The sequence below is a fragment of the Spiroplasma endosymbiont of Cantharis lateralis genome, from assembly GCF_964030855.1.
Lineage (GTDB): Bacteria > Bacillota_I > Bacilli_A > Mycoplasmatales > Mycoplasmataceae > Spiroplasma_A.
On sequence record NZ_CAXIQF010000004.1, the window covers coordinates 1 to 20,255 of the forward strand.

At 23.7% G+C, this 20,255-nt stretch carries 17 protein-coding genes and 3 pseudogenes; 15 read left to right on the plus strand and 5 right to left on the minus strand.

Going from position 1 to position 20,255, the window contains the following annotated elements; translation table 4 throughout:
- Both AAHM99_RS01165 and AAHM99_RS01175 read left to right on the plus strand, forming a co-directional pair.
- On the plus strand, positions 1-277 hold a 277-nt coding region (locus AAHM99_RS01165), incomplete at its 5' end, for a hypothetical protein (protein ID WP_342274961.1).
- A 390-nt stretch (positions 278-667) separates the two neighbouring features.
- A pseudogene (locus AAHM99_RS01175) lies at positions 668-3,323 on the plus strand (valine--tRNA ligase).
- 33 nt (positions 3,324-3,356) lie between these two features.
- On the opposite strand, the gene AAHM99_RS01180 reads toward AAHM99_RS01175, so the two are convergent.
- Positions 3,357-3,995, minus strand: a complete 639-nt coding sequence (locus tag AAHM99_RS01180; RefSeq protein WP_342274963.1) for a hypothetical protein — start codon at positions 3,993-3,995, stop codon at positions 3,357-3,359.
- Between the two features lie 133 nt (positions 3,996-4,128).
- Here AAHM99_RS01180 and AAHM99_RS01185 point away from each other — a divergent pair, with 133 nt between their 5' ends.
- Together AAHM99_RS01185 and AAHM99_RS01190 are read left to right on the plus strand one after the other, a co-directional pair.
- A complete protein-coding gene (locus AAHM99_RS01185; RefSeq protein ID WP_342274964.1) occupies positions 4,129-4,665 on the plus strand; it encodes a hypothetical protein in 537 nt (178 codons plus the stop codon).
- Positions 4,666-5,941: 1,276 nt separating this feature from the next.
- Entirely contained in the window at positions 5,942-6,700 is a 759-nt protein-coding gene (locus AAHM99_RS01190) for a ComEC/Rec2 family competence protein (RefSeq protein ID WP_342274965.1), read from the plus strand.
- 10 nt (positions 6,701-6,710) lie between these two features.
- Here AAHM99_RS01190 and rpsT read toward each other — a convergent pair whose 3' ends face one another.
- The 3 genes from rpsT to AAHM99_RS01205 all read right to left on the minus strand — a co-directional run bounded on the left by rpsT (position 6,711) and on the right by AAHM99_RS01205 (position 8,225).
- The gene (rpsT, locus tag AAHM99_RS01195; RefSeq protein ID WP_339033310.1) at positions 6,711-6,953 is read right to left on the minus strand and encodes a 30S ribosomal protein S20; all 243 of its coding nucleotides are present in this window, start codon (positions 6,951-6,953) and stop codon (positions 6,711-6,713) included.
- 133 nt (positions 6,954-7,086) lie between these two features.
- Positions 7,087-7,650, minus strand: coding sequence for a DDE-type integrase/transposase/recombinase (locus AAHM99_RS01200; RefSeq protein WP_342274793.1), 564 nt, complete (start codon positions 7,648-7,650; stop codon positions 7,087-7,089).
- Between the two features lie 278 nt (positions 7,651-7,928).
- Positions 7,929-8,225: a hypothetical protein gene (locus AAHM99_RS01205; protein ID WP_342274946.1), complete on the minus strand. Its 297-nt coding sequence runs from the start codon at positions 8,223-8,225 to the stop codon at positions 7,929-7,931.
- Positions 8,226-8,394: 169 nt separating this feature from the next.
- Here AAHM99_RS01205 and AAHM99_RS01215 point away from each other — a divergent pair.
- From AAHM99_RS01215 to AAHM99_RS01265, 11 genes and pseudogenes are all read left to right on the plus strand, one after another.
- Positions 8,395-9,746, plus strand: a pseudogene (locus AAHM99_RS01215) (transposase family protein).
- A 148-nt stretch (positions 9,747-9,894) separates the two neighbouring features.
- Complete coding sequence (locus AAHM99_RS01220) at positions 9,895-11,247, plus strand: hypothetical protein (RefSeq protein ID WP_342274968.1); 1,353 nt, start codon at positions 9,895-9,897, stop codon at positions 11,245-11,247.
- Positions 11,248-11,347: 100 nt separating this feature from the next.
- Positions 11,348-11,824, plus strand: coding sequence for a DNA polymerase III subunit delta (locus AAHM99_RS01225; RefSeq protein WP_342274969.1), 477 nt, complete (start codon positions 11,348-11,350; stop codon positions 11,822-11,824).
- A complete protein-coding gene (gene holA / locus AAHM99_RS01230; protein WP_342274998.1) occupies positions 11,805-12,302 on the plus strand; it encodes a DNA polymerase III subunit delta in 498 nt (165 codons plus the stop codon). Before AAHM99_RS01225 ends, holA begins: the two co-directional genes overlap by 20 nt.
- A gap of 19 nt (positions 12,303-12,321) precedes the next feature.
- A complete protein-coding gene (locus AAHM99_RS01235; RefSeq protein ID WP_342274970.1) occupies positions 12,322-13,785 on the plus strand; it encodes a hypothetical protein in 1,464 nt (487 codons plus the stop codon).
- Between the two features lie 99 nt (positions 13,786-13,884).
- Positions 13,885-14,379 carry a methylated-DNA--[protein]-cysteine S-methyltransferase gene (locus AAHM99_RS01240; protein ID WP_342274971.1) on the plus strand — a complete coding sequence of 165 codons (495 nt, stop codon included), beginning with the start codon at positions 13,885-13,887 and terminating at the stop codon, positions 14,377-14,379.
- A gap of 168 nt (positions 14,380-14,547) precedes the next feature.
- The gene (locus AAHM99_RS01245) at positions 14,548-16,599 is read left to right on the plus strand and encodes a PTS fructose transporter subunit IIABC (RefSeq protein ID WP_342274972.1); all 2,052 of its coding nucleotides are present in this window, start codon (positions 14,548-14,550) and stop codon (positions 16,597-16,599) included.
- A 126-nt stretch (positions 16,600-16,725) separates the two neighbouring features.
- Positions 16,726-17,022, plus strand: coding sequence for a hypothetical protein (locus tag AAHM99_RS01250; RefSeq protein WP_342274946.1), 297 nt, complete (start codon positions 16,726-16,728; stop codon positions 17,020-17,022).
- Between the two features lie 173 nt (positions 17,023-17,195).
- A complete protein-coding gene (locus AAHM99_RS01255; RefSeq protein WP_342274973.1) occupies positions 17,196-17,816 on the plus strand; it encodes a DDE-type integrase/transposase/recombinase in 621 nt (206 codons plus the stop codon).
- Positions 17,817-17,926: 110 nt separating this feature from the next.
- On the plus strand, positions 17,927-18,205 hold the full coding sequence (locus tag AAHM99_RS01260) for a hypothetical protein (protein WP_342274974.1): 279 nt from the start codon (positions 17,927-17,929) through the stop codon (positions 18,203-18,205).
- On the plus strand, positions 18,198-19,259 hold the full coding sequence (locus AAHM99_RS01265) for a hypothetical protein (RefSeq protein WP_342274975.1): 1,062 nt from the start codon (positions 18,198-18,200) through the stop codon (positions 19,257-19,259). The genes AAHM99_RS01260 and AAHM99_RS01265 overlap by 8 nt, the downstream gene beginning before the upstream one ends.
- A gap of 92 nt (positions 19,260-19,351) precedes the next feature.
- Here the strand turns inward: AAHM99_RS01265 and AAHM99_RS01270 are convergent.
- Positions 19,352-20,230 (minus strand): annotated as a pseudogene (locus AAHM99_RS01270) (transposase family protein); the annotation flags it as partial.
- Between the last annotated feature and the right edge of the window lie 25 nt (positions 20,231-20,255).

Below are 20,255 nucleotides of genomic sequence, written 5' to 3' on the forward strand. Positions count from 1 at the left end.
ATTTGTTTATATTGCTTATTGAATTTCAATGAATAAGATTTTAAAAAGTATTAATAGTACTTTCACTAAAATTCTTAAAACTTTAAAACATGAAGAAATTGAAAATTCAAATGAAAATTTAGCTAAAATAATTTTGGAATTAGAACTAAAAGAAAAAGCAATTCAATATGAAAGAATTTTGAATTTATATAATTTATTAGAACATAAAGAATCTAAATTATTAAAAACAATTAAGAAGTCCATTAATGAGCCAAAATTCTTAACTTTAACTATTTAAAATATTTAGTTAAAACAAGTGAAGATATTCAATACGATATGAAGCAAAATTTATGAATGAAATAATTTAAATAATAAATCACAATTAGTGTCGGAGTTTTTTGTGATTGAATAGCATTTTTATGCTATTTTTTTTATTTGCTTTGATATAATAAAAAGGTAAAAGCTTATAAGGAGTAAATAAAGAGTAATTTTCAGAGATCTAGTGTATGGTGTGAACTAGAATTTACTATTATTGAAGGTTGTATAAGTTATAAAATTAGATATAAGAGTGGGTTGTTTTTGAACAATCAATTAGGATGGTACCCGCGTGTTATTTTAAATAACTCGTTCCTATTTTTTAGTAATTAATACTTACTAAAAAATAGGTTTTTTTTAATTAAAAGGAGAAATTATGAAAGAATTAGATAAAAAATATAATCATAAAGAAGTTGAAAAAGATAAATATAGTAAATGACTTGAAGAAAATTTATTTAAACCAAAAATTAAGTCTAAAAAACCAGCTTATTCAATTGTAATACCTCCACCAAATGTAACTGGAAAATTGCACTTAGGTCCATGCTTGAGATGGTTCATTACAAGATTTACTAATAAGATTCAAAAAATTAAATGGTTTTGATACTGTTTGAATACCTGGAATGGATCATGCTGGAATAGCTACTCAAGCAAAAGTTGAAGAGCGATTGAGAGAACAAGGAATTTTAAGAAATGATTTAGGTAGAGATAAATTTATTGAAAAAGTTTGAGAATGAAAAGAAGAGTATGCTTCAACTATTAGAGAGCAATGAGCAAAATTAGGATTAAGTTTAGATTATTCTAAAGAAAAATTTACATACTCAGAAGAATTAAATAAAATTGTAAATTATGTTTTTGTAAAAATGTATGAAGATAAATTAATTTATAAAGGGAAGCGAATTATAAATTGAGATCCTAAACAAAAAACAGCACTTTCTAATATTGAAGTTATCTATAAAGAAACTCAAGGAGCAATGTATTATTTTAAATACTTTTTAAGTAATAATAATAAAGACTTCTTAGAAGTAGCTACAACACGCCCAGAAACAATGTTTGGAGACGTTTGTTTAATTGTAAATCTAAAAGATGAAAGATATAGCAAATATATTGGAAAAACAGTTATAAACCCCTCAAATAAGGCTTTAATACCTATTATAAGCGACAAATATGTAGAAATTGAGTTTGGAACAGGGGTAATGAAATGTACGCCAGCACATGACCCTAATGACTTTGAATTAGGTCTAAAACATAATTTAAAGCAAATAGTTGTTATGAATGAAGATGCAACAATGAATGAATTAGCAAATGAGTTTAAAGGGATGGATCGTTTTGAAGCAAGAAAACAATTAGTTGAAAAATTAACAAAAGAAGGGACTTTCATTAAAAAAGAAGATATTGTTCATCAAGTTGGTTATTCAGAAAGAAGTAATGCAATTGTTGAACCTTTCATTTCTGATCAATGATTTGTAAAAATGAAACCCTTAGCAAAACAAGTTTTAGATTTACAAAATTCGAAAGAAGCAATTAATTTTTATCCAAATCGTTTTAATGAAACATTAAATAAATGAATGGAAAATACTTATGATTGAACTATTTCACGTCAATTATGATGAGGTCATCAAATTCCAGCTTGATATCATAAAAAAACAAAAGAGGTCTTTGTAGGCATAAATGCTCCAGAGGATATAGAAAATTGAGAACGTGATCCAGATGTTTTAGATACATGATTTTCAAGTGCATTTTGACCTTTTGCAACAATGAACTGAAGTCAAAAAAAACAATCAGAAATGATGAAAAGATATTTTCCAGTATCAACAATGGTAACAGGCTATGATATTATTTTCTTTTGAGTAGCAAGAATGGTTTTTCAAAGTTTAGAATTCACAAAGTCAAAACCTTTTAATGATGTTTTAATTCACGGTTTAATTCGTGATGAGCAGGGAAGAAAAATGTCAAAATCTTTGGGCAATGGTGTTGATCCAATGGAGGTTATTGAAAAATATGGAGCTGATTCATTAAGGTATTTCTTATTAACAAATTCAAGTCCTGGTCAAGATTTAAGATATAGTGAAGAAAAATTAACTAGTACTTGAAATTTCATTAATAAAATTTGAAATGCTTCAAGATATGTAATGTTAAACCTTAAAAAAATCCCTACTAATCAACAATTTAAAAATTTATTATTGAAATCTAATAAAAGTAATAATCAAATTGATTTTTGAATTTTGAATCGATTGAGCGAAACAAAAAAAATGGTAAAAGAAGCAATTGATAAATATGAATTTACAATTGCAGGAAAGCTTCTTTATAATTTTATTTGAGATGATTATTGTTCATGATATATTGAACTTTCAAAAGCTCAAGTTAGTGAAAATAATCTATTAAATAAACAAGAAAAACAATTTAGTCAATCAACATTAGGGTATGTTTTAAAAAATATTTTAATTATGTTACATCCATTTATGCCTTTTGTTAGTGAAGAAATTTATCTATCATTTGAGTTAAAATCTTCAATTTTAAAAGAAAGGTGATTAGAAGAAAATTATCAATTTGAGATTTCAAATACTAATCATATTTTTGAAATAATAACTAATTTAAGAGAATTTAGAGCTACTCAAAATATTAAAAATTCTATTGCTCTAAATATTCATTTAAACTTGAAAAAGTCAAACTTTAAATTAGAAATAGAAAAGGATATTGATTATATTAATCTCTTTGTTGAAAAATTAGTTAACTGTAAGTTAAATATTAATAATATTCAAAAAAAAGATTTAACTTCAATTGCTATTAAAGATTATTTTTTAGATATTGCAAATGAAGACTTTTTTGATAAAGATAAAGCAATTCAAGAAACTGAAGATAAAATTTCTGAACTTTTACAAGAAATTGAAAGAAGTGAGAAAATGTTAGCAAATGAGAACTTTTTAAAAAGAGCTGCTGTTGAAAAAGTCGAAGTTGAAAAAGAAAAGTATGCTAATTATAAAAAACAACATATATTATTAGTTGAAAAATTAAAGGAATTGAAAAAATAAAGATTAAAAAAATGAAGAATATTCTTCATTTTTTTAATCGCTTACTGCATTTGATAACTTAAAGATTCATAATATAGTTAAGATAATATCTGGTTCTGATTTTGATAAAAAATTTAAAACTTCCATAGTATGATTAATTTTTTCCTGATTTGTAATTTCTTCTATAAAAACTTGAAATATATTATTATATATTTTGTTATAGTTATTAAAAATCTCATTTATTTTTTTATCTTTAAAGTTAGATAAAAAGTCCATCTCAGTATCAGGAATTTTATTTAAACTAATTTGCTTTTTAAACTTAGTAATCTTTAAAGGGCTAGAATTAGTCTTAAGATTTTTTAAATGAGTTTTTATATGCTTTTGGTATCTATTATAAATAGACTTAATAAGTTTTTTATTTTCAATTAAAAAACTTAGAAAATATAAAATCTTATTTAAATCATTTTCAATTAAGTCGATATCATTAGCATTTTTCTCACTATTATTTAAATAGTTATTCATTTCTTTTAAGAGATTTTTATTAAAAGTAAAAAAATACTTTTCCTTAAACTCTCTATAAAAATCTTTGTAGTCATCTTTCCTATAAATTCATATTGATATAAAAGTTGCCAATATTAAACTAATTATTCCAGTAATTAATGCAATAATGTCAACTAAAGTAAATTCAAACATTTGTTATTTTCCCCCATAATCACTAAAATTTTATCATTTATAAAGTTATTTTTAACAATAATAAAAGTGTGCTTGTTATTGTAACTTTACATTTTTTTTCATTTTATAAACGATATATATATTTGAGGTGTCTATGAAAAAAATAAAGTTTATTTTGTTACTTTTACTTTCACTAATGGTTGGTATTTGTACTTTATTAATAGCTAATCTAAAACAGTCAGAAAAAATTGAGATCATTGAAAAAAATGAAAGTTATATATATTTAAAAGTTAAATATGATATTACTTTAGAAGACGAAAATATATTACCTGTTAAAATAAAAAATGATTTAAATATAAATGAATCTAAAGAATTTTTAGAAGTAAGTAATTTAGATTATTTGAGTAACTTATTTGAAATTGATGTTAATAATAATTTACAGAAAAATAACACAATTATGTTTTATCCAAAAGATCATATTAAAGTTATTAAGACCAGTAGATTTGAAGTGGATAGTGATTTTTTTTATACAAGAGGTGTTAGTGAAAATGTTTCTAAAAAGAGTAGTAAGATTCTTTTAGATATAGATAATTCCTATGATGATTGCATGAAACAGCTGAAAAAAATATATGTAGGAAGTAATTTTAATACACAATTTTATGCTAAAGCAATTCCAAAATTGATCTATTAGAAAGAATTATTTATTTCAGGCTTTTTTAGTTATAGTTTTAATTTCTTTAAGTAGGGATATAGAAAATATTTATATATGTATTAGTATCTACTCAATTTGTTGTCTTTCTTTTGTTTGAAAATTAAATAAATCTTATCCTTATTTAATTATTGTTAGTCTTTTTTTAATGTTTTTTCTATTATTCTATAAGTTGGATATCAATCAAAAACTAAATTTTAATATATATAAAGTAGTAGAGGTAAAAGAAGGATATATTTTATTAAAACAGTTATCAACTCTTTATTATATACCAGTAGGGGAAGAGGAGTTATTAGTAGGGGAGTTTATTAAACTTAGTGGAATGAGTGAAAAAGTCAGTGTTTATGGGAACTTTTGAGAATTTGACTTTAATTCGTATTTAATTAATAAAAATGTTAAATTTCGAATACTAGAACCAATGATAGAGAAAACAAATGGTCATTTTGTGCAATTTTATTTATATAAATTCATTAATTCTTCTAACAAATTAACTAAACTATTCTTATTTCAACAAAAAACCAATGATCCAATTTATACTACTTTAACTTCATATTCTTTAAGTTTTTTAATTAACTTAAGTGGCTTTAATATCTATATTATTAGTTGCTTTTTTAATAAAAAAATATTTAAGAATTCAAAAAAATATAAAAAATATAAAATTATTATTTTAGTTCTTGTTTTATATTATTGTGGACTATTAAGTTTTCCCTTATTTTTTTTAAAAACATGCATATTTTTGATAATAAGATGAATAGAAGAAAACTGAAAATTCAGATTTTCAAAAATAACCAAATTTTCCATCATTTGAATTATTTGTTTATTTATTAATCCATTATTTGTATTTAATATAGGTTTTATTTTTACAATTATTGCTTTTTTATTTATAAAAAAATATCAGGATAAAAAGCCAATTACCAATTTATTTTATAATTTTTTAATTGTGAATGCGGTATTCATTCCAGTTCAAATATATTTTGATTATAAAATATATTGATTAAGTTCATTTTTTGAAATACTTTTAATTCCATTAATTAGCTTTTCATTCATTTTATCTACATTTTTTTGAATTCCATTTTCTAGTTATTTACTAGATTTTAATTATCAAATTCTTTATTCATATTCTAAAAGTTTTCAACATATTAATATGTTTACAATATGTGGTCACTTCAGTATATTTTTTTTAATAACTTATTTTTTTATGTTTAAACTTATAACTACCTATAAGTTTAATAGAAGAAAAATTCAAACAATATTAATTATGTTATTTACTTTAAATGGTTTTTATTTTTTACAATCAAATCAATTCACTGAAATAAGTCCATCAGTTACAATGTTAAATGTTGGAAATGGAAATAGCTTCTTATTGCAATATAAAGGTAAAAATATTTTATTTGATGCTGGAAAGGGAAGCGGTTTTAGTAAAAAAAGTTTACAGCAATATTTAGTATATGATGGAGTTAGAAAAATTGATGCTATTTTTATAAGTCATAATCATAAGGATCACTATGATCAAATTGATGATTTAAAGACCATTTACGATATTCAAAATATTTTTTACAATTATGATAATCAATTTAATTTTAAATTTAAGGATTTAAAAATTAGTAATTTTATCGAGAATCAAAATAAGGATGAAAATGATAATTCTCAAGTTTCAGTAGTAGAAGTAAAAGGCAAGAAAATATTATTTACAGGAGACATTTCCAAAAAAAGAGAAGCAAGATTATTGCAAAATAAGGAGTTTCTAGAAATGATTAAAGGGGGAGTTGACTTACTTCAAGTTGCTCACCATGGTAGTAAAACTAGTAGTTCTCAATTATTTATTGAGACAATAAAACCTCAAAAATGTTTTATCTCTGGACATAAGTCAAAAATGTATGATTTTCCAAGTAAAGAGACGATAGCAACATTAAAAAAATATCAGTGTAAAACTTATATTACAAATTCTAGAAATAGTTATAAATATAAAGTTAAAAGTAATAAAGTAATTAAAGTACAAAAAAAACTTCTTTTATAAGAAGTTTTAATTATTTCATTAATCTTGATTTTTCTCTTGCAGCTTTATTAGCTTTAAAAATTCCTTTTGTTACTGATTTATCTAATAAACTAATTGCTTCATTGATTAAAGTTTCTTTTTCTTTAGAACCTTCTTGTTTTGCAACTAAAGCCTTTTTGATTGCAGTTTTAACTGAACTTCTAAAAGCTTTATTAGCTAAACGTGATTTTTCATTAGTTAAAATACGTTTTTCTTGTGATTTAATATTTGCCATGTTTGTAATTCACCCCTCTAAACAAGATATTTATATACAAATAGAGTATATAGTAAAAAAATATCTAATTCAAAATAAATTATATTTTTTGTTAATTTTTTATGAGTATGTACTGTTCCTTTTTTTCGGACACCTATATTTTATAACTAACTCTATTATTATTATAAAAATATTGATACATTTTCAAATTATAAATATATTCATTTACAACATTGTATTTATAACCTTCCTTGATCGCTTCTCTTTTAAGAGTACTTCAAAAACCTTCAATATATCCATTGTCCGTTGATCTACCAATTCTAGACATACTTAAGCCAAAATCAAATCACATTGTAGCTAAGCGATATTGATAAGATTTAAATTCTGAGCCATTATCAGAGTGAATAATTGAGTTTGGTTTAAATGTTCCAAATTCATTAACCATATTAAAAAATGACTCTAATACTAATTTCATACCTTTAATATTTTTAGTTACCAAACCATAAACTTTTTTAGTGTTTACATGATAAAAGGCGCAAGTGTATAGTTTGCATCCTGCTATTATTTTCTCGGTAATATCAACAGAGAAAATATCTCCATAATTTTTCAAATCTGTTTGATATTTAAATAATCTAGGATACTTACCATTTTTTTCTGGAGTAACTGATTTATTCTTTTGTATTTTATAGTTATTAGGTTTTAACTTTAAAAACTTCATTATTCGCAAAACTTTTTTATGACTACAATTTAGATCTAAATACTTCATTAATCTTCTAGAACCATAGATTTTAACTTCATTTTTATAAACATCATTAATTCTCAAAACCAAACCTCAATTAATTGCCTTAATTTTTGGTTTACCTTTTGATAATCAATCATAGTAAGTACTTTTTGCTAAATCAATTATTCTACAAAGTCTTCTAATTGCAATATTTGGGTATTTAATTGTAAAGTTATAAACTACTTTTGATTTAAATGTATTTAACTCTCACTTATTTACTTCTTTCTATCAATCATTTCTCTTAATTCTTTAAACATTTCATCTCTTAATTTTAAGTCTTCACTCTCTCTTTTTGATTTTTTAAGCTCTCTTTTTAAATTTATAATCTCCTCATTATTGGCTTTAAAGGATTTTTTAAATCCACTTCTTCCATTTTCGTCATAAATTTTTATTCAGTTTTTCAATCTTGATTTATCAATTCTTACTGCTTTTGAATACTGTGCTAATAACAAATTAGATTTGTAAAAATTTAATACTAATTCAATTTTTTGATTGATTGAATACTTAGTCAAAATAAAACCTCTCTTCGTTCACAAATATTTTATATCAATATATAAAATATTTTTAAAATGTGTCCGAAAAAAGGTTACACTACACATTTTTTATGAGTAATAAGCGATTATGTCCCTACATATTAACAAGCGACTTTGTCCTCCTTTATAATCAATAAATGGAGGTTTTATGAAAGGATTACTATTAAATACCATGAAACAAGAACAACTAAGATTAATTAAGGAATTATCTTTAAAAAAAGAATCTATTAAAAATACAGCCTTTAAGTTAGGTTATAGTGTTAGACACACAAGAAGAAAACTTAAAGAATATCAAGAGATTGGAGCAAAAGTTTTTATTCATAAAAATACCAATAAAATACCTGTAAATAAAATTCAACAAATATTTTGCTTGAAATAATTGAATTATTTCAAGCAAAATATTATGACTTTAGTATTAAACATTATTGAGAACTAAATTGAAAAAAGAGAATAAGTTACTCTGCAATTAGGCACATATTAATAGAAGAAAATATTTTAATTGAGACTCTTAACAGAAAAACAAAAAAAGATATTCGTAAAAATTTAAAGGCCGCAAACCAAGAAAATTTAACAATCGAGTATCTTTCAAAGTCAATTATAACAAGCAAACCCCATCCTACGCAAAAGAAAATTGTAAAGTTTGGAGAAATTTATGAAACTGATGCTTCAAATCATCAATGGATTAAAAATTTAAAATGTCATTTGCATATTGTAATTGATAAAGCTAGTAAAAGGATTTTGGCAGGTTATTTCAGTGAACAAGAAACTACTGAAAGTTATTACAATATCTATAAAAAAGTCTTTAAACATTACGGTTTACCAAAATTAAATGTTAGTGATAATAGAAATGTTTTTAGTAGTAAAAATAATCGTGATCACTTTGGTGATAGCGTTTCAAATACACAATTACAATTTATTTTTCACTCTCTTGGAGTAAATACAAAAACAACTTCAATCCCCCAAGAAAAAGCATTAGTTGAAAGAACTTTTGGAACATTGCAAAGAAGATGACCTCAAATAATTAGACTCTTAGATTTAAAAAATATTGAACAATTAAATAATTATTTACCCCATCTTATTCAAGAATACAATCAAGATTTTTCAATACCTTTAGACCAATTAGAATCAGTAACTAGAAAATTTGATCAAGATGAAGACATTGTTTTCTCTTATCGAAGTGAAAGAATTATTGATAATGGTCACAGTATTAGTTTTAAAAAAGATAAGTGATTTATATGTAAGGGCTTTACTCCAATTTACTTTAAACCAAAGTTAAAAGTAATGATTATGGAAACAATAAATAAAAAAAATTATGCATTAATTGGAAATGACATTTACAATCTTATTCAAGTTGAAGATGAACGCTTACATGGAAATGTTAAAACAATATCTAATGAAGAATTTGAAACTACTAAAGTACCCAAAATTGACTCTCCTTGAAAAGCAACTAACTGATATTTTTTTGATAGAAAAAGAAAAAATACAAGATCTATTTATTAGATAAATCTTGTATTTTGGGACATAATCGCTTATTATCTACAAAATAAATTATATTTTTTGTTAATTTTTATATGAGTAATAAGCGATTATGTCCCTACATATTAACAAGCGACTTTGTCCTCCTTTATAATCAATAAATGGAGGTTTTATGAGAGAGCCACTATTAAATACCATGAAAGAAGAACAACTAAGATTAATTAAAGACTTATCTTTAAGAAAAGAATCTATTAAAAATACAGCCTATAAATTAGGTTATAGTGTTAGACACACAAGAAGAAAACTTAAAGAATATCAAGAGATTGGAGCAAAAGCTTTTATTCATAAAAATACCAATAAAATACCTATAAATAAAATTTCACAGTTATTTAAAGATGAAATAATTGAATTATTTCAAACTAAATATTATGACTTTAGTATTAAACATTATTGAGAAAGAAATTGAAAAAGCAAAATAAGCTATTCTGCAATTAGACACATATTAATAGAAGAAAATATTTTAATTGATACTCTTAACAGAAAAACAAAAAAAGATATTCGTAAAAATTTAAAGGCAGCAAACCAAGAAAATTTAACAAGCGAGTATCTTTCAAAATCAATTATAACAAGCAAACCCCATCCTACGCAAAAGAAAATTGTAAAGTTTGGAGAAATCTATGAAACTGATGCTTCAAATCATCAATGGATTAAAAACTTAAAATGTCATTTGCATATTGTAATTGATAAAGCTAGTAAAAGGATTTTGGCAGGCTATTTCAGTGAACAAGAAACTACTGAAAGCTATTACAATATCTATAAAAAAGCCTTTAAACATTACGGTTTACCAAAATTAAATGTTAGTGATAATAGAAATGTTTTTAGTAGTAAAAATAATCGTGATCACTTTGGTGATAGCGTTTCAAATACACAATTACAATTTATTTTTCACTCTCTTGGAGTAAATACAAAAACAACTTCAATCCCCCAAGAAAAAGCATTAGTTGAAAGAACTTTTGGAACATTGCAAAGAAGATGACCTCAAATAATTAGACTCTTAAATTTAAAAAATATTGATCAGTTAAATAATTATTTACCTCATCTTATTCAAGAATACAATCAAGATTTTTCAATCCCTTTAGACCAATTAGAATCAGTAACTAGAGAATTTGATCAAGATGAAGATATTGTTTTCTCTTATCGAAGTGAAAGAATTATTGATAATGGTCATAGTATTAGTTTTAAAAAAAATAAGTGATTTATATGTAAGGGCTTTACTCCAATTTACTTTAAGCCAAAGTTAAAAGTAATGGTTATGGAAACTGTAAATAAAAAGTATTATGCATTAATTGGAAATGACATTTACAATCTTATTCAAGTTGAAGATGAACGTTTACATGGAAGTATGAAAACACTATCTGATAAAGAATTTGAAACTACCAAAATACCCAAAATTGAATCTCCTTGAAAAGCAACTAACTGATATTTTTTTGATAGAAAAAGAAAAAATGCACGATCTATTTATTAGATAAATCTTGTATTTTGAGACATAATCGCTTATTATCTACAAAATAAATTATATTTTTTGTTAATTTTTAGTGGTAAATTATACTTAATAGGTGATAAATATGTTCTTTGTATATTCTAATGACAATTTTTTAATTAAAAAGCAAATTGACAAATTATGTCAAAAAGCAAATATAGATAATGAGTATGATATTTTTGAATATTCATTAATTGATGATTCAATTATAAAAATTATTGAAGAAATTACTACATATTCAATTTTTTCAAGTAAAAAAATTATTGTTATAAATGATTGTTGATTTGTAAATGAATCAAAAATTAAGCTTCATAAGGATTATGATTCTAAATATGTAGAGCAAATTTTAAGTAATAATAGTAGTGAAGTTGAAATAATAATGACTTTAAATTCTGAGAAGTTTTCAAAGAAATTAAAAATAGCAAAATTAACAGAAGAAAAGTGCAAAATGTTAAAATTGGAAGAACCTAATTTAATGCAAAAAAAAAGAAATAGTAACCAAAAGACTAGAAAATGCAAAAATAGAATTTGATATAGATTCAATTGAAATATTTTTAGATAAATTACCAAATGATATGCAAGTATTTACAAATGAAATTAATAAAATAATTAGTTTACGAAAAAAAGTAACAAAGAACTTAATAAATGAAATAACATCAAAATATAATAACTTTGATAGCTTTCAAATTGCTAATTGTTTTATTTCAAATGACATAAAAACTTTTTTAAAGCAATGATCAAGTTATATGGAAATAAATAATGATATTTTCTCATTTCTTGCATTATTAGCAAGTAATTTAATTACATTAAGAAATATTATTTTATTAAAAGAAGAAAGAATGAGTAATTCAGAAATTGCTTCAGTTTTGGGAGCAAATCCATATCGTATTTCAAAACTATTAGAGCAAAATAAACTAAATATTAAACAAATAAATGATAAAATTAAATTGTTATATTTACTTGAAAAAAATATAAAAAGTGGGGTATTTGATAATAAAATTATTCCAGAGATTGAGTTGCTAAAAATGTTTGATGTTTAATAAGAATAGAGGTTAAAAAATGGAAGCTAACAAGATATATCAAAGTTCGATATTTTTATTAGCAAATTTAATAAAAAATGAAAAACTAAGAGTTGAATTACTTAATAGCTTGGATTATAAGAATCAAGTAATTGAATTAGTTAATGACTTATTGATTTTAGAAATAGATGAAAGTTGTAGTTTTAAAGATAAAAAATGAGGACCAATTTTTGGAAAGTCTTTAGTAAACATTACAAAGGAAAAAATCAAATTTGTAAAACCAGATAATAAAAGTATTGATGAAATATTAAGTGATATTACTTATTTACAAACATATTGTTTTAATAATTTACAAATATCAAGAGATTCTTTAACAGATGAAAATTTCGAATTGACAGAAGAATTTATTAAAGAAAACTCAAAAATATCACCAGAATTAAAAGAAAAATATTTAAAAATAGCTGAAAAAAGTAATGTTGAACCAGAAATTGTTGATAAGCAAAAAGAAAAGCCAAATACAGAAACACATGATTATTCAAAAATGGCAGGGGCTCAAAGTGCACAAGGAAATCCATTTATGGGAAGTGTTCCATTACATCCTGCACAAGATCCAAGGTTTTATCCATATAGTAGTAAACCAAAATATATAAAATGATTGAAATTGTCATTGGCAGTTTCAATTGGGGTTTTTACACTATTGTTTGTGGCATTATCTATTTTTGTTCAAGTTGCAAAACCTTATCTAATTGATAATAACTTAAATGGAATTGATAATTTTAGTCCAGAATTTAAAGCTCAATGAAAAGCATTTTTAGAGGAAAAATTAAAAGCAGATAATGCAGCTTGACTTTTTGCAAATTCATTGGGAATGCAATCGGGGTCTATGGGAATTACATATATGATCATAATGACACTAGTAATCACATGAACTATTTATACAATTCTTCAACCTCCAAAAACTTATAGACAAAAATTTATTATTCCTGGAATGAATTTAATTATTCCTTCAATGTTTTTGATTATGATGTCATTTAGTTTTATTAAAGGATTTTCACTAATTTTTGGTTCAAATGTACCATTATCACAATTACCTACTTCATTTTTTGGTGTTGCAAAACAACAAGGAGAAAAAGCTAATTTTGATGAATGATATAAATTAAATCAAGATGGACTTAAAAATTTAATTAATGTTATAAATGATTCATTTAATATGACAGGGGCTAAAGTATTATTTTGACTATTCTTTGTTTCACTTTTAATGACAGCTGCTTCAATTATTGTAATTCTTTGTTTAAATCCTAAATTAGATAGAGAAAAAATTGCAAAAGCTAATAATGAATATCAAACAATGATTGCAGAAGCAATGCAAGGTAGAAAATATGAAATTGATCAAAGTATTTATGAAGATCAAAAAGATATTGACGACTTTTTAAATGAACTTCAAAATAGAAAAAATAAGCATAATAATAAAAATAAAGACGATGAAAAGGATAAAGATATTTAGAAATTTCATTTTAAATAAAAATATAATTAACTTTTAAAATATATTGACAAACTCAACTGATGTTGAGTTTTTTAAATATAATTTAGTTGGGTGATATTGATGGATGAAAAAGTTCTTAAAATCTTTAAAATAAAAATGTTTGAAAAAGAAGTTATTAAAATAGGGATTATTAATAATAAGTTGAGTTATATTGGTTTTGAACGTGACAATATTCATGATTTTTACAAAAATTATAAAATAAGAAATGTTTTAAAAAATGATGAATTTATTAAATATATTGAATATCTAAAAAAGTTTGAGAAGAAAGAAGATTTTGAATTAAATTTTGATGAGTTAATTTTACCAAACTTAACAGATAAACAAATAGATATTTTAAAAGAGCTTTGTAAATTAAAATATGGAGAATATAAAACATATTCTGAATTTGCAAAAGATATTAATAAGGTTGATCACACGCGTTTTATTGCTTCTTGTATGAGTAAGAATCCAATTTTATTGCTAATTCCATGTCATAGATTAATTAGTAAAAATTTGGATATTAAATATAGATCTGGAAGAGAAATAAAGAGTTTCTTATTAAAAAATAATTTTTAATAGTTATTATCTTTTTTTCAAAAATGAGAATTAAATTACTTCATTATATAAAATTATCAATATATTTTTCTAAATATTTATATTTATTTGGAAAAAAATATTGGTTTTTTTTTTTTTTTTATACATATTAGTGGTTATAAAAATTTATAACTATAGAAAGAAAAAAAGATGGAAAAAAATATTTTTAATAAAAATCAAATATTTTTGGATATAAAATTAAATACACAAAAAGAAGTTTTTGAATTTATTTCTGCTAAAGCTTTTGAATTAGGTATTGTTTCAAATCAAGAAGCATTAGTTACTGGTTTTAAAAATCGTGAAACCGAAGGTACAATTGGATTTGAAGATGGGTTTGCAATACCTCATGCTAGAATAAAAGAAATAAGTAAATCAGCTTGTATATTTGTAAAATTAGAAAAAGAAATTGAATGAGATTCTCTAGATGGAAAACCAATAAAATATATATTTGCATTAATGGTTTTGGAAAATGAAAATGATAAATATTTATCAATATTAAGTGAATTCTCAACAAATCTTTTAAATGAGGAATTTAAATTAGGGATTAAAAACTCAAGATCAAAAACTGATATTTTAGATTTTTTTGAATTAAAAAGTCAAAAACTTAAAAATGAAAATTTAACTAAAAATAAAATAAGAGTTGTTGGTATATCAGCTTGCCCAACTGGTGTTGCACATACATACATGGCAAGAGAGGCATTATTAAAAGCAGGAGAAAATCTTGGGTGAGATATAAAAATAGAAACCCAAGGTCAAAAAGGTCAAGAATTTAAATTAACAGAAGAAGATATTAAACAAGCCGATGTTGTTTTTTTAGCTGTTGATATTTCTGTTGATAAAAGTCGATTTAATGGTAAAAAAATTTATCATGTAAGTACAAAAAAAGCTTTAAGAAATGCTGAAGAAGAATTACAAAATTCAATTAAAGAAGGTTTTATTTTTACAAATGATAGTAAAAATAAAACCTTTGATGTAAAAAATAAAAATAAACAAAGTATAGTTCAACATTTGATGGCAGGTATTTCTTATATGATACCTTTCATTGTTTTTGCAGGTTTAACCTCTGCAATAGTTGCAGGAATTGCTAATGCAACAAAAGTAACATTAACTGCTGATTCAACAGGATGAATTAAGTTTATGTGACATTTAAACGAATTTTCTAATATTGGATTTTCTGTTATGATGGCAATTGCAGGAGCATATATTGCAAATTCTATTGCAGGACGAGCTGCAATAGCACCTGCATTTATATTAACTATGATCGGCAATAATCCAGGACTTGTGTGACAAGGATATTTCCAAAATATTCTTGTAGAAGGACAAAATGGTAACATGGTTTCAATAAATTCTGTAATGCAACCATTAAATATTTTTGGAGCTATTATTTTTGGTTTGACTGTGGGTTATACAGTTCAATGAATTAATACAAAATGAAAAATTCATCAATATATACAACCAATTATGCCTATAATAATAATTCCAGTTTTTTTAACATTATTCTTTGCAATTATTTGAATGTTTACATTTGGACCATTAATTGGAATTGCAATAGGTTATTTGTATACAGGTATTTTATCCTTAGAAAATGCAGGTGTGGGAATGATACTTGTAGGTTTAGTGCTAGGACTTTTATCTGGAGTAGATATGGGTGGTCCCATAAATAAAATTGCTTCATTTGGAGCAACAGCTATGATACCAGTGGATGGGGGGCTTGCAATGGGTTGTGCTGCTGCTGCTTTTGCTGTGGCACCACTTGGTGCAGGAATTTCAACTATGCTTTTTAGAACAACTTTTAAAGAAGATAAAGAACTAGGTATAAATGCAACAGTTTTAGGAGTTATGGGTGTAAGCGAAAGTGCCATTCCATTTGCAATCAAATATAAATGAGCTGCAATAATTCCAAACATTATTTGTTCTGGTATTGCAGGTATGATAGCTGGTGCATTTATGGTTCAAGGTCATGTTGGCGCTTGAGGTGGACCTATTATTGCAATTTTTGCTGGAGTTACAGATAAAAGTGGTAATTTCATTGGTATTCTATGATATTTAATTGCCATTAGTATTGGAGTTATCTGTCATATAATTCTATTTAGAATTTTGGTGGAAATTCAATCTAAAGGTAAAATATCAAAAGATAGTTTTAAATCAATTTTTAAAGAAAATAAAAAATTAAATACTAATAAAACAAATAGTAAAGCTTAATAAAAGTTATTTAAAAGATACAATCTTCATATGAGGTTATATTGTAGTGTAACCTTTTTTCGGACACATTTTAAAAATATTTTATATATTGATATAAAATATTTGTGAACGAAGAGAGGTTTTATTTTGACTAAGTATTCAATCAATCAAAAAATTGAATTAGTATTAAATTTTTACAAATCTAATTTGTTATTAGCACAGTATTCAAAAGCAGTAAGAATTGATAAATCAAGATTGAAAAACTGAATAAAAATTTATGACGAAAATGGAAGAAGTGGATTTAAAAAATCCTTTAAAGCCAATAATGAGGAGATTATAAATTTAAAAAGAGAGCTTAAAAAATCAAAAAGAGAGAGTGAAGACTTAAAATTAAGAGATGAAATGTTTAAAGAATTAAGAGAAATGATTGATAGAAAGAAGTAAATAAGTGAGAGTTAAATACATTTAAATCAAAAGTAGTTTATAACTTTACAATTAAATACCCAAATATTGCAATTAGAAGACTTTGTAGAATAATTGATTTAGCAAAAAGTACTTACTATGATTGATTATCAAAAGGTAAACCAAAAATTAAGGCAATTAATTGAGGTTTGGTTTTGAGAATTAATGATGTTTATAAAAATGAAGTTAAAATCTATGGTTCTAGAAGATTAATGAAGTTTTTAAAGTTAAAACCTAATAACTATAAAATACAAAAGAATAAATCAGTTACTCCAGAAAAAAATGGTAAGTATCCTAGATTATTTAAATATCAAACAGATTTGAAAAATTATGGAGATATTTTCTCTGTTGATATTACCGAGAAAATAATAGCAGGATGCAAACTATACACTTGCGCCTTTTATCATGTAAACACTAAAAAAGTTTATGGTTTGGTAACTAAAAATATTAAAGGTATGAAATTAGTATTAGAGTCATTTTTTAATATGGTTAATAAATTTGGAACATTTAAACCAAACTCAATTATTCACTCTGATAATGGCTCAGAATTTAAATCTTATCAATATCGCTTAGCTACAATGTGATTTGATTTTGGCTTAAGTATGTCTAGAATTGGTAGATCAACGGACAATGGATATATTGAAGGTTTTTGAAGTACTCTTAAAAGAGAAGCGATCAAGGAAGGTTATAAATACAATGTTGTAAATGAATATATTTATAATTTGAAAATGTATCAATATTTTTATAATAATAATAGAGTTAGTTATAAAATATAGGTGTCCGAAAAAAAGGAACAGTACACATATGAGGTTATATGAAGATTTTTTTTATTTTTACTTTAATGTAATATAAAAAAACTTTATAATCATAAAGGTGAGGTACTTTAATGAGTTATTATTATAAGCATAAATATGGATTTTCAACTCATTCAATCCAAAGAATAAGAGAAAGACTTAGACTTAAAGATGAAGAGGAATTCAAATTAAAAGAGAAAATACTGAAAATGATTGCAAAATCAACTTATAGTTTTGAAACAAATAAATTTATTTATATAAAAACATTAAAAAATGAAGTTTATTTTGTTATTGATAAAATTCAAATGACAATTATAACTGCAACACCAATTTCACCAACAAAACAATTATGATTAATAGAGAATGAATAAGACAGGTGCTAATATGAAAAAAATTAAAAGAAATTTGATATTACCAAGTGAATTTTTAAATAATTGACAAACCCAAAATGAAGATGGAACTTTTTGTTTTAAATATATTGATTTTGTAAGTGATAAAATTGAAGAAATTAGAATTGATAATGTACCTTTTATAGAAGTTTTATTTAGTGATTATGAAAACTATGATCTTAAAAAAATCATCAAACAATTTAATCAAATATCAAAAGTAGCAAAAGCTATTATTGATAAGAGAATTAAAAAAAATAAAGACAATATTGAAGTTACAGGTAAAGAAGTTCTTTTCTTAAAATATTTTTATTTTCTAATAACAATAATAAATGGTGAGTATAAGTATTCATTTTCAAATTCTAATAAAAAATATAGAATATTTGATGTTTTGAATAAAGAAGTTCAAGAGGACTATAGACTAATAATTTTAGATATAGTTAGTTACGTTCTTTTTGAAATGTATGATTATATTTTTAGTAAAAGAACTTTTGAAAGTTTATATGAATATGTTGAAGATTCTTCAATAAACTTTGATTTACAAGAATATCAAAAAAGAATAATTATTCCTTATGATATTTTGGTGACTCAAAATTATAAATTCCTAGATGTATATTTTCATAATATTGTAAATAATACTTTCTTTAAGTTTTTTAGAATATCTGATTTAGATAGAGAAACATTTTTATTAACAAATAAAACAGTTGCTAATTTTATTGATGATAGAACCAAAATTAATATTTTAAGTATTTTTGTAATAGATCCAAAAATGGCAATTGGATTAGTTAATTTAGGACCAGGAAGAGGCGAGTATCGACCATTATTTAAATACTTTAATGAAAGTGTTATAAATAAGGAAATTATGCCTTATTGTTTATCACCAGAGCATAAAATAGAGCAAGATGGAATCTATCTTTCTGGAGATCAAAGATTTAAATTTTCAATATTTGAATTAATTGAAAATCAAGTTAAATTAATCAACGATTGTCTAACATACAGAGATTTAAAATCTGATTTTGAACAATTTATTAAATATTAAAATAAAAAATTCTATTATGAAATAGAATTTTTTTTATAAAAATCATTATCTTGTAGATAATAAGCGATTATGTCCCAAAATACAAGATTTATCTAATAAATAGATCTTGTATTTTTTCTTTTTCTATCAAAAAAATATCAGTTAGTTGCTTTCCAAGGAGAGTCAATTTTGGGTACTTTAGTAGTTTCAAATTCTTCATTAGATAGTGTTTTAATATTTCCATGTAAGCGTTCATCTTCAACTTGAATAAGATTGTAAATGTCATTTCCAATTAATGCATAATGTTTTTTATTTATTGTTTCCATAATCATTACTTTTAATTTTGGTTTAAAGTAAATTGGAGTATAACCCTTACATATAAATCACTTATCTTTTTTAAAACTAATACTATGACCATTATCAATAATTCTTTCACTTCGATAAGAGAAAACAATATCTTCATCTTGATCAAACTTTCTAGTTACTGATTCTAATTGGTCTAAAGGTATTGAAAAATCTTGATTGTATTCTTGAATAAGATAGGGTAAATAATCATTTAACTGATCAATATTTTTTAAATCTAAGAGTCTAATTATTTGAGGTCATCTTCTTTGTAATGTTCCAAAAGTTCTTTCAACTAATGCTTTTTCTTGGGGAATTGAAGTTGTTTTTGTATTTACTCCTAAAGAGTGAAAAATAAATTGTAATTGTGTATTTGAAACACTATCACCAAAGTGATCACGATTATTTTTACTACTAAAAACATTTCGATTATCACTAACATTTAATTTTGGTAAACCATAATGTTTAAAGGCTTTTTTATAGATATTATAATAACTTTCAGTAGTTTCTTGTTCGCTGAAATAGCCTGCCAAAATTCTTTTACTAGCTTTATCAATTACAATATGCAAATGACATTTTAAATTTTTAATTCACTGATGATTTGAAGCATCAGTTTCAAATATCTCTCCAAATTTTACAATTTTCTTTTTGTAGATAATAAGCGATTATGTCTCA